The organism is Moorena sp. SIO3H5, from assembly GCF_010692395.1.
Taxonomy (GTDB): Bacteria; Cyanobacteriota; Cyanobacteriia; order Cyanobacteriales; family Coleofasciculaceae; genus Moorena.
In genome coordinates, this window is the sequence record NZ_JAAHHS010000275.1 from 1 (window position 1) to 10415 (window position 10415).

The window sequence follows — 10415 nt, forward strand, 5'->3', positions numbered from 1 at the left end:
TAAGCAACGCTCCAAGCCATACCCCTTTGGGCTAATCTACGATATTGTAGGGTGCGCCCTCGACAGGGTAACGCCGCAAGCGAAAAAGAGTAAAAAATTCCAACTCTTAACCAAACCAGCATCATTAGCACCGGTGGGTTGCTTAAAAGCTGGGATTGATGATCGTGATTTGTCTGCCATCATGGAAGTAACTCCTATTTGGTTGGGAGGAAAGCCGCGCTGGTAGTTATTAACGGCTACGACCAGCGCGGCTATTAGTATCGATCTTTACCTTCTATAGTATATATAACTCTTCGAAAAAATGCAAGCTTTAAATTACTAATATTTACATTTATTTGCAATTATTAAAATTAGCTATTTATAGACTCAGTTAGGTGTTATTTAATTTGACAGTATTTTTCAATTTACTGATATAAAAAGGGAGCTTATGATCTAAAATTAGGGAGCCTAGAGTAGGTAATAGTTAAAGTACTAAAAAGCCTGTCTACATCATTAGAATAAAATGCGTTCGCGTAGCGGCTCAATGCTCACGCATCGCATCCAGTGCTCGGAGATAATGCGATCGCATCCAGTGCTCGGCCAGATTACGCGATCGCATCGAGTGCTCGGCCAGATAATGCGATCGCATCGAGTGCTCGACCAGATAATGCGATCGCATCCAGTGCCATACAATATCATGGGTCAGCAGTCAGCTATCAGCTCATACCTGACTTCTGACTTCTGACTTCTGATTTCTGACTTCTGACTTCTGCTATAGCTACTTAATTTCTAATTGCTGAATCAAAGGAGCACATTGATAAACCATAGCCGCTCGACTATCTACATCCAGCTTCAGGAAGATCCGACGTAGATGAGCAGAAACTGTCCATTCACTAATTTCAAGCTGTTTAGCAATTAGCTTATTAGACTGACCTGAGGCAACAAGAGTAACAATTTGTAACTCTCGTTCTGTTAATAGACTAGCAACATGAGATGTGGCGGAAGTAGTATTTTCTTCTGTAATTGAATAAAATTTCCCATCTACCTCAAGATAACCAACTGCATTCAAACGACAACTGCTTTGAGGGGGTGAATTAGAGCTAGACCCTAAACTAGGTTTAAATTCGTGGTTTGTTTCAAAAACTAAAAAACAAGAATTATTGATAAACAGCTTACCAATCACTTGATTTCCTAACTCGGATTGTAGATCTTTAGTAGCTATATCTTGACTATAAAGAGTAAGATTACGTTTCTCTTTCATGATAGACATGTCAAGTACCTATAGATATCCTGTTTGATTGATGATCACAACCTGTTTGGGGAAGGATAGAATTTAACCTTCAGGGTTTCGAGCAGAAATGTTGCAGGATGCAACAAAACTTGACAGAAAAGGGCATACTACTCCTTCCTCACCTAGTTTCATCAGCGGTGCCACCCCGCGCTTTCGTGGAAGGGCTAGGAAACGCGCACCAAGAGACTGTAACTAAATCTTTTAAACTAGCGATGCAGTCGCTCCCACCTCATAGTTAAAACTATTTAACCTACAAAATAGTTTTACTTTATGCAATTATTAACACCATAAATAAAAAATTACTTTATCTGGTTATAAATGTTGAATATAAACGAAAACTTATCCAATATTTATGCTGATATTTTTTTTGGATATTTATTTTTTGTTTTGGTAATTTTTTTATACTTAACTTAAGTAGTTTATACAATTTTGATTGCACCACAATTAGATTGATTCTGTGAGTTCACAACCAGTAGTATAACACAGATATTAGATTTTATATCCTTTATTTATTGAGATTCAACAATTATGGGTTTCGAGTCAAAGCAAAAACTGTAGCCCTGCTTGAGGTGGAATAGGAATCCCCCCGCCCCTTACAAGGGTAAGTTTTTAAAGATTGGGACGACTACGTACGTTCATTCCGTATAAGCTACTCTAAATATGTATTAAAATATACCTTAACTTAAGGACTATTTTCCCCATCTCCCCATCTGCAGAGAAATATAGTCAATTTCTCAATTTTTGATTTTCAGACACTAGTCACAGCATCTTCCTAGTCAAAATGGATTAGTTCAAATGAGCTAGTCAAACATTACTAGCTAGAAAACGTGACTGGTAGAGGATGTCTGGAAAAATTAATAATAAAGAAGTGTACAAACACGCCCTAGGCTGTGACAGTCGGGTGCGTAGCTGCTGAGTAAATCCAACCAGGTCAGTTAGGATGATTCGCGATCTGAGTCAAGTGTTGAGAAGGATTTTGGAAGATACCAGGCTATCGTCAAGGTTTCCAGAATTAGCGGAGGCTCAAATTTCCTTTGAGCGTCCCTCAGAAACGTTTAGTCCTGGACAGACGACGGTGAATTTATTTCTGTACGATATTCGGGAAAACCTGGAACTACGTAGTAATGAACCAACTATTGAGATGCGGGATGGACAGGCAATTATTCATAATCCTCCAAAGCGCATAGCCTGTTCTTATTTAGTCACAGCTTGGCCCATTGGTGGCGAAGAATTACCCCTGCAAGAACACCGATTACTCAGCCAAGTGCTGCAACTATTCTCAGCCTATCCAACTATTCCAGACATACCTTTTTTAGAAAATACTCGACTTGCTGGGCAAGATCTACCTTTACCGATGGTAACTGCTCAAGTAGAGCGAGTACAAAGCGCTTCCGAGTTTTGGACTGCATTGGGGAATCAATTACGTCCTTCCATTACAGTCACAGTAACCATTGCGATTAAGGAACTATTTGAGCCAGAGCCAACCCCCATTGTGATTACTCAAGATTGGCAATTAGGTCAGCGGATTTCACCATCCTCACCACCACAACTGGTGCCTAGCACTCAACAAGGATTTTTAGGTCAGAGGATTTCACCATCCTCACCACAACTTTTACCAGGCAACGAACAACGATTTTTCCGGATTGGTGGACGAGTTACGGATGCTGACAATAAACCTGTTGTAGGCGCAACGGTTGTTTTGGTTGAGCGTAATCTGAGGGCAGCCACTGATAGAGATGGAAACTATAGCATCGGGGCAATTCCTGCTGGTGCTTATACCTTACGGGTGCAGTTAGACGATGGTGTACAGGAGGCTAATATCACTATCCCAGTAGAAACCGCAGCAAGTAATTACAACCTGGAGTTACAGCAGTAATTTTCGTGATTATCAAGGAGTAAGAATTATGCCACAGTATCTCTCCCCTGGAGTCTATGTTGAATACGTGCCGCCAGCTTCCCAACCTGTTGCTGGAGTGGCAACCAGTGTTGCTGGGTTTATTGGTGTGGTAGCTGATAATGTTACTATGCCAGACCAACCAGGACAGTTTCAAAAGGATAATGATGGTAATCCTGTTTTAGATGATCAGGGTAATGCTGTTCCTGCCCCTTACGAGGTGGCGACCGCAGGTCAACCAACATTAATTACCAGTTGGGAAGAGTTCAAAACTAAGTTTGGTGATTTCCAAGAGGGCAATAAAATCTTAGCCCATGGGGTGTATGGCTTCTTCTTCAATGGAGGTTCCCGTTGTTATGTGCTCCGGGTTGCCGCTGCAACAGAAATTGATAACCCGGCTGAAGAGTTAGAGAAGTTTGAAACAGTTGATGAAATCACCATTGTTGCCTTACCTGCAGCAATAAGTCAAACTCAACACACTGCTATCATCGCTCACTGCGCCAAAATGGGAGACCGAGTAGCAGTCCTAGATGGCGATCAAACTAAAGAGCCAAGTGATGTAGAAAATATCCGTCCTGTTGGTCGTAGTCAGCAAGCCAGCTATGCTGCTATCTACTATCCCTGGATTAATGTCTTTGATCCCGTTAGCAATGCCCCAGATACTCTACCTCCTAGTGGTCATATTGCTGGAATCTATGCTCGTAATGATGCAACCCGGGGAGTGTTTAAAGCACCTGCTAACGAAGTTATTGTTAATGCCCTCGATGTCAGTCGTCCTATTAGTAAAGCCCAGCATGATGGTTTAAATCCGGAAGGGATTAACCTGATCCGTTCTTTCAAAGGCACCATTAAAATCTGGGGAGCGCGGACTATGGCAGATGATGCTAATGCTGATTTTCGCTATGTCAGTACCCGTCGCTATTTCAACTACCTACAGGAATCTATTGATGAGGGGACACAGTTTGCTGTCTTTGAACCCAATAATCTAGCCCTGTGGCAACGGATTAAACGGACAGTGGGAGATTTTCTGTTAAATGAATGGCGGGATGGAGGATTGTTTGGGGAAACACCGGAGCAAGCTTTTTTTGTTAAATGCGACGCGGAAACCAATCCCAAAGAAGTAAGAGCGTTAGGGCAAGTTGTGACCCTGATTGGGGTAGCCATTGTCAAGCCTGCTGAATTTGTTATCTTCCGCATCCAGCAAACCGCTGGTGAGTAATAAGGCGAGTAATAAACTTTTGAACTAACTGGAAAGGAGATTTAGTCATGGCAAGAGTTGATCCCTATAAGAACTATCGTTTCCTGATGGAAATTGATGGCATTGTTCAGGCAGGATTTTCTGAATGTAGTGGTTTTGGTTCTGAAGTAGAAATCGTTGAATATCGTGAAGGTGGAGACGATGCTACAGTACGTAAGCTGCGAGGGAAAGCCAGTTATCCTGACATTTCCCTGAAATGGGGAATAACCGATTCCCGTGAACTCTATGACTGGCACTTAGCTGCAGTCAATGGACAGATTGAACGCAAAAATGGTTCCATCATTCTGCTTGATGATACCGGACAGGAGAAAGTACGCTGGAACTTCTTTAAAGCCTGGGCTAGTAAGTATGAAGCACCTAGTTTGGATGCCAAAGGCAGTGATGTTGCCATTGATACCCTAACCGTGACTTGTGAACGTCTGGAGCGGGTATAAATAATGACTACTCTGAGCATTCCTGAGCAAGCAACAATGCTGCAAACTGAGTATGAGTTTACATTACCAGCAGGTTATGTGGACAAAGAGGGAAATTTACATCGGGAAGGCACAATGCGATTGGCAACGGCTGCTGATGAAATTGTGCCCCTGAAAGACCCTCGCGTACAATCTAACCCAGCCTATTTAATTGTCATTCTGTTATCTCGGGTTGTCACCCGCATTGGTTCTGTCGAAATCATTAACCCAAAAGTGATTGAAGGGTTATTTGCCTCAGACTTGGCTTATTTGCAGGATCTCTACAATCGGATCAATGGCAATGGAATGCGATCGCTCCAGATTATCTGTCCCCACTGTGAAAAAGATTTTGCCGTGGAACTAGATATGTCGGGGGAATCTTAGGCTACCCCCTCGATCAACTCCATCAGGAGGTAGCCTATCTCGCCTACCACTTTCATTGGCACTATGAATCCATCATGGCCATGGAACACAGTCAGCGACGACGGTGGGTGGAGGAAGTTGCCCAGATTAATCGGCGTTTGAATGCCCAAACTGGTCAGATAGAGCTCAGGGGGTGACAAGCGCTCTTTAAAATCTTACAGGGGTTAGGTTAATGGGGTTAGGTGGCGCGGGAAGATTGCCCTTGCGGGATGGATTCAATAAAACTATAGAAGAAGTTGAATTGGTAAAAATTGCTTCAATTGCTGGCAAATACAAATGACTCTGATGCGCTCATTTTACCCAACACCTAAAACCTAACACCTAACACCTATCTAGGTTTGAGATTTGTTGTCAACCCCTGAGGTTTTAAGGTATTATTTAATCTTTCAATATGATTAGTTTTACCAGACTGGCTCCCCATGACTGCTTAGGTGCCCTTGACCCGTTTTTCGCCACAAGTCCCACCTCTGCATCGCTTTTTAACTGTTCGCTCACAATTGCAGTAAGGGCAATTAGGTCGGCTTATTAAATCAGATTTTGCATTCATTGTTTACCAGGGATGGTTTATAAAACAAGTATTTTTTACTAATAAAATTGCAGTCAATTGAATATAGTTTTGATTAACAAATGTCTTCTTTAGGCTAAAGTAAATGTTGTATAACTACCTCTTGATTGACACCCCACTCTTTAAGCTAGCCGAACTCACGGGACTTTCTAGGAATAGATTGAGCAAGTCTGCAGACAATGGCACCATCAAATGCGAAAAAACACCAGGAGGTACCAGACTTTTTGACACAAAAAGTTTGCTCAGCCTTGGGCGAAGACAACTAAGGCAGTCAGCAACTATCTGCTACTGTCGAGTCAGTAACAGTAAGCAAAAAGACGACCTAGTTAAGCAAATCGCTTACATGCACTCCCTCTTCCCGGAAGCGGAAATCGTCACAGATATCGGCTCAGGACTCAATTACAAAAACAAAGGACTTAGAGCCATATTCGAACGGATTTTGCGCGGAGATAAGCTCACGATTGTTGTTGGCTGTCGAGACACATTTACCCGGTTTGAGTTTGAACTCATTGAATACTTGGTCGGTCTCAACGGTGGAAAAATCATGGGATCCGACCAAGCTGAAAGTTGTCCAAAAGCAAAACTTACCGCAAATCTTCTCTCGATCATTAACATCTTCTCGCGGCCTCTCCAAGGACTCCGAAAATACGGCAAAAAAATCCAAGAAGATTCGAGTGTTCCTAAACCCTGAGCAACGAGCAATGGTTCGTCAGTGGTTTGGAGGCTCACAGAATTAGCGATCGCTATTCAACTGAGATCTTGCACCAGTACAAAAAACTCAACTTGGTGCAAGACCCCAGTTCAAAAGTTGACTATTGCAACACAAGAATGGAAGATTCTCCTTTACCCTCCTCCAATAATCCAGACAGTTCAAGCTTGGGGCAACGTCTACAGCGGCGACTGGTTAAACCTGCTGGGGTCATTAATACCCAGCAGTTACATTGTCATTACCAAGCTACTCAAGGGACAGCGGGAAGACTTGTACAAAAGTCCGTGTTACCGGAACAAGTAAAATTACGTTATGGTTCTGGAGTTTTGCAGCCTACAGCCATCATGTCACGTCTTCAGCGACAGCGCACAGAATCAGCCGACGGCTTTGATGGGCAATGGCGAGTCAATCCTGGCAGCTATTCAGAAACGGGAAAAACAGCTCAACCCTTTGTGCAGACTCAACCAAAACCATTTCACAATAGTAGGGACAATAGTAGGGACAATAGTAGGGACAATAGTAGGGACAATAGTAGGGACAATAGTAGGGAAATTGTAGGGAAAACCCCGACAGCAATATCCCAGAAAGTAACAGTAATGACCAAGCCATTGGTCAAAGAAACTAACCACAACCAGACTACAACCCCAATTTCATTGGTAGAAAAAAAGCCTAAGTCTGCTTCCTCTACTCCCCTTGGGAAGACAATTCAGGAAACTGGGGAGAAGGGAAGTAGGCAAGGAACACAACCACAGCTTAAGATTAATCGTAAAGGAACGTTGGCAGAAATTAATACCTTATCACGTCATGAGTCTAATTCTATACAAGAGCATAAAGATCCTAAATCTAGTCCTAAATCTAGCACCAATCCTACAGTAACTCAATCTCAACGTGAAACCAGTAGCTCTTCCTCACCTCCCTACCCTGAAAAATCGGGAATGTTGCGGATTAGTCGAAAAGCAACCATCACAGCAGCTAAGGCTAGTAATGTTGGTAGAGTTCAAAGTAAATCTATTCCAGATCTACCTCTGGCTCAAACCAATAGTCCATCATCTCCAAGTACGGTTTACCAAAAAGAGGATAACGAGGATACTGTAATTCAAGCTAAACTATCTCCCAATTCCGGTAAAATAATCCCTCACACTCCCACCATAAGTCAAGCTAGTCATTACCAAACTATAAGTCACACTAACTCTAGTCCAGATTTACCTCTAGCAAAAACAAATAGTAAATCATATCAAAGTACGATTCAAGCTAAAAATCAACCTTTAAGTAACAAACCTATCCAACCCAAACTAGCAGAAACAAACTATAAGCCAACTGTTTTCATACAAAAACAGCATGGAAATTCACCTATACAACTATCTCAAAAAGCATCACTTGCTAGTAACCATACTGTAGTTTACACAACGCCTACCCAGTTATCTTCTTCATCTGAATTAAACAAGGTTTGGCTGAAAACTACCAATACCATAGAGGCTAGTAAAGACTTATCAACCAGAAGCTCCCATCATCAAAAACTGCCTCTACCTCTAGCAATCACCCAAATAAAAACGAATGGAGCGATCGCACGTCAAACCAATGCAGTGGAAAACTCTACCGTTCAAGCAAGGTTGGGAAATGCCACAACGCCGATGTCTACCCCAGAAACAGCACCAGCATCAGCGATAGATTTAACCAAAGTGGCTGAACAAGTCAGTCGTATTCTGGCTCGTAAACTAATGGTAGAAAGGGAACGTCGGGGGATTGGGAAATGGAACTAGGACAACAAAGATTAACGAAGCTGACGATTACTCCTTTAGAAAAACAGGGGGAGCAGTATAACAGGTTGCAGAAAAAGGCATTTTCAGTGCAATTCAATCCAGAATCCTATTCTGTCAGTAAATCCGTTAACTGGGGACCCCCGAAAGACTCTAGTGGAGAACAAGCCAACACTCAAAGACAGGTTAATGCACCCACTGTAGAATTTAAAGGAGGAGGTAGTCGTCAGCTAACGTTGGAACTGTTTTTCGATGTCACTGAAAGCCTTATTTTTCAGGATGTGCGACAAGAAACCAACAAAATTGTGGCTCTAACTCGCATTGAGCGAGATGAACAGCATCCGCCAGTTTGTGAAATTTCTTGGGGTCAAGCTCCTGTCGGTTCCGATTTCCCCTTTACTGGTGTCATTACCAGTTTGACCCAAAATTTCACCCTCTTTAAAGGCAATGGTAAACCCCTGAGAGCCAATTTAAACCTTACTGTCCTAGAATTTCTCGCTCCATTAGCAGACAAACGTCAAACCGATCCTGAACTCACCACTCATATTATCAAGGGTGGCGATACCTTAAGCGATATATCAGCCCAATTTTACCGGAATCCTAAACGTTGGCGCATTATTGCCGAAGCTAATCAACTCGATGATCCACGTAACTTAGAAAAGTACATTGGTCAAACCTTAACTATTCCAAAATTAGGTTGAGAAGAATGATCTATAGCATTTATGTCAGCTATCAGCTATCAGCTATCAGCTATCAGCTATCAGCTATCAGCTAATAGGTCATGAACAATCTTGCTGATTTTTTAGAACACAAAAAAATCCTCCAAGCTCTTTCAGAATGCTCCCTGCTCCCTGCTCCAAAAATCCCTATATACTTGATTAAATCTTGCCTTTTGCCTCTTGCCTCTTGCCTTTCCCTAAGCGATGCAGCGCGGTCTTGGGGGTTTCCCCCATGAGCGACTGCATCAAGACAGGGATTCTGTTCACAACTCAAATAGAAATAATCTATGCCAGTTGCTAACCGCGAAAGCCCTCTTGTTCCTAATTTTGAAATTATCATCAACGGCTCACCCTTGCCTGTGGAAGCGAAATTGCACGTGATTAGCCTTACCGTTGACCATGATGTGAAATTACCAGGCATGTTTACACTCGAACTTACACATTCAGATAGTAAGCAAGAAGAAACGACTTGGATTAATGACGAAGAACTGTTTGCCATTGGCAATGTTGTGGAAGTTAAACTCGGCTATGGTGATAATTTAGAAACCCTGATTATTGGCGAAATTACTGGCATAGACCCAGAATTTGCCTTTGATAGACTGCCCAGGTTAACGGTGCGGGGTTATGACCGTCGCCATCGTCTCCAGCGAGGTAAAAAAACCCAAACCTTCCTCCAGCAAAAAGATAGTGATATTGCTGCCAAAATTGCCAGGGATGCAGGATTCACTGCTCAAGTTGAAGATAGCCAGGTAGTGCATGAATATATTTTACAAGCGGAGCAAACAGACATTGAGTTTTTGCAAGAGAGAGCCAAACGGATTAACTACGAAGTAGTTGTTGAAGATAAAACCCTATTTTTCCGACCTGTAGGTAATGCCGAAAGTGAAATTATAACCCTTAGCTTTGAAGATGACTTGATAGAATTTTATCCCCATTTATCTTCTATGGGACAAATAACTGAGTTAACAGTGCGGGGTTGGAATCCTAAAGAAAAACAAGAGATTGTTGCACAAGCAAAGGTTGGGGATGAAGTGTCCACAATGGGGGGACAAAAAAGTGGTGCTGCCCTGGTTGAAGACGCTTTTAGTACAGCAGTTGTCCAAGTAAGCGATCGCCCAGTATTCACTCAAGCAGAAGCCGATCAATTTGCCAAAGCCCGCTTCAATAATATCGCACTAACCTTAATTACTGGTGAAGGGGTTTGTTGGGGGCGTACAGATTTACGAGCAGGCAAAGTCATCAAGATTGAGGGCTTAGGAAAACGCTTCAACGGTCAGTATTATGTCACTGCCACTGTTAATCATTATCACGCCCAGTCGGGATATCGCACCCATTTTACAGCTCGGAGGAACAGCACATGACGTTATT

At 42.5% G+C, this 10415-nt stretch carries 13 protein-coding genes; 12 read left to right on the forward strand and 1 reads right to left on the reverse strand.

Features of this window, described 5'->3' with window-relative positions; all coding sequences use genetic code 11:
• Together F6K52_RS24790 and F6K52_RS24795 are read left to right on the forward strand one after the other, a co-directional pair.
• Positions 1-226 (forward strand): hypothetical protein (locus F6K52_RS24790; RefSeq protein WP_293084284.1); only part of this gene is annotated, 226 nt, incomplete at its 5' end.
• Between the two features lie 317 nt (positions 227-543).
• Positions 544-717: a hypothetical protein gene (locus tag F6K52_RS24795; RefSeq protein WP_293084287.1), complete on the forward strand. Its 174-nt coding sequence runs from the start codon at positions 544-546 to the stop codon at positions 715-717.
• A 40-nt stretch (positions 718-757) separates the two neighbouring features.
• Here the strand turns inward: F6K52_RS24795 and F6K52_RS24800 are convergent, their stop codons facing one another.
• Positions 758-1240: a LuxR C-terminal-related transcriptional regulator gene (locus F6K52_RS24800; RefSeq protein ID WP_293084290.1), complete on the reverse strand. Its 483-nt coding sequence runs from the start codon at positions 1238-1240 to the stop codon at positions 758-760.
• Positions 1241-2210: 970 nt separating this feature from the next.
• Between F6K52_RS24800 and F6K52_RS24805 the strand changes: the two genes are divergently transcribed.
• From F6K52_RS24805 to F6K52_RS24845, 10 genes are all read left to right on the forward strand, one after another.
• Positions 2211-3146: a Pvc16 family protein gene (locus F6K52_RS24805; protein WP_293084294.1), complete on the forward strand. Its 936-nt coding sequence runs from the start codon at positions 2211-2213 to the stop codon at positions 3144-3146.
• Between the two features lie 28 nt (positions 3147-3174).
• Positions 3175-4383 (forward strand): phage tail sheath subtilisin-like domain-containing protein, encoded by a 1209-nt coding sequence (locus F6K52_RS24810; RefSeq protein ID WP_293084297.1) that lies wholly within the window; start codon positions 3175-3177, stop codon positions 4381-4383.
• A gap of 47 nt (positions 4384-4430) precedes the next feature.
• Entirely contained in the window at positions 4431-4856 is a 426-nt protein-coding gene (locus F6K52_RS24815; RefSeq protein WP_293084300.1) for a phage tail protein, read from the forward strand.
• A gap of 3 nt (positions 4857-4859) precedes the next feature.
• On the forward strand, positions 4860-5258 hold the full coding sequence (locus F6K52_RS24820; protein WP_364419520.1) for a phage tail assembly protein: 399 nt from the start codon (positions 4860-4862) through the stop codon (positions 5256-5258).
• Positions 5252-5434: a DUF6760 family protein gene (locus F6K52_RS37065; RefSeq protein ID WP_364419527.1), complete on the forward strand. Its 183-nt coding sequence runs from the start codon at positions 5252-5254 to the stop codon at positions 5432-5434. The genes F6K52_RS24820 and F6K52_RS37065 overlap by 7 nt, the downstream gene beginning before the upstream one ends.
• Positions 5435-6022: 588 nt before the next feature.
• Complete coding sequence (locus F6K52_RS24825; protein ID WP_293084303.1) at positions 6023-6553, forward strand: IS607 family transposase; 531 nt, start codon at positions 6023-6025, stop codon at positions 6551-6553.
• 137 nt (positions 6554-6690) lie between these two features.
• The gene (locus tag F6K52_RS24830; protein WP_293084306.1) at positions 6691-8331 is read left to right on the forward strand and encodes a hypothetical protein; all 1641 of its coding nucleotides are present in this window, start codon (positions 6691-6693) and stop codon (positions 8329-8331) included.
• Positions 8322-9029: a LysM peptidoglycan-binding domain-containing protein gene (locus F6K52_RS24835; RefSeq protein WP_293084309.1), complete on the forward strand. Its 708-nt coding sequence runs from the start codon at positions 8322-8324 to the stop codon at positions 9027-9029. The genes F6K52_RS24830 and F6K52_RS24835 overlap by 10 nt, the downstream gene beginning before the upstream one ends.
• Before the next feature lie 80 nt (positions 9030-9109).
• On the forward strand, positions 9110-9283 hold the full coding sequence (locus F6K52_RS24840) for a hypothetical protein (RefSeq protein WP_293084312.1): 174 nt from the start codon (positions 9110-9112) through the stop codon (positions 9281-9283).
• A gap of 51 nt (positions 9284-9334) precedes the next feature.
• On the forward strand, positions 9335-10408 hold the full coding sequence (locus F6K52_RS24845) for a contractile injection system protein, VgrG/Pvc8 family (RefSeq protein ID WP_293084315.1): 1074 nt from the start codon (positions 9335-9337) through the stop codon (positions 10406-10408).
• Positions 10409-10415 lie beyond the last annotated feature (7 nt).

Bases quoted from the DNA above. Each gene is read 5' to 3' on its own strand.
- F6K52_RS24800 (WP_293084290.1), bottom strand. From the start codon at position 1,240: ATGAAAGAGAAACGTAATCTTACTCTTTATAGTCAAGATATAGCTACT.
- F6K52_RS24815 (WP_293084300.1), top strand. From the start codon at position 4,431: ATGGCAAGAGTTGATCCCTATAAGAACTATCGTTTCCTGATGGAAATT.
- F6K52_RS24805 (WP_293084294.1), top strand. From the start codon at position 2,211: ATGATTCGCGATCTGAGTCAAGTGTTGAGAAGGATTTTGGAAGATACC.
- F6K52_RS24835 (WP_293084309.1), top strand. From the start codon at position 8,322: ATGGAACTAGGACAACAAAGATTAACGAAGCTGACGATTACTCCTTTA.
- F6K52_RS24820 (WP_364419520.1), top strand. From the start codon at position 4,860: ATGACTACTCTGAGCATTCCTGAGCAAGCAACAATGCTGCAAACTGAG.
- F6K52_RS24845 (WP_293084315.1), top strand. From the start codon at position 9,335: ATGCCAGTTGCTAACCGCGAAAGCCCTCTTGTTCCTAATTTTGAAATT.
- F6K52_RS24810 (WP_293084297.1), top strand. From the start codon at position 3,175: ATGCCACAGTATCTCTCCCCTGGAGTCTATGTTGAATACGTGCCGCCA.
- F6K52_RS24830 (WP_293084306.1), top strand. From the start codon at position 6,691: ATGGAAGATTCTCCTTTACCCTCCTCCAATAATCCAGACAGTTCAAGC.
- F6K52_RS24840 (WP_293084312.1), top strand. From the start codon at position 9,110: ATGAACAATCTTGCTGATTTTTTAGAACACAAAAAAATCCTCCAAGCT.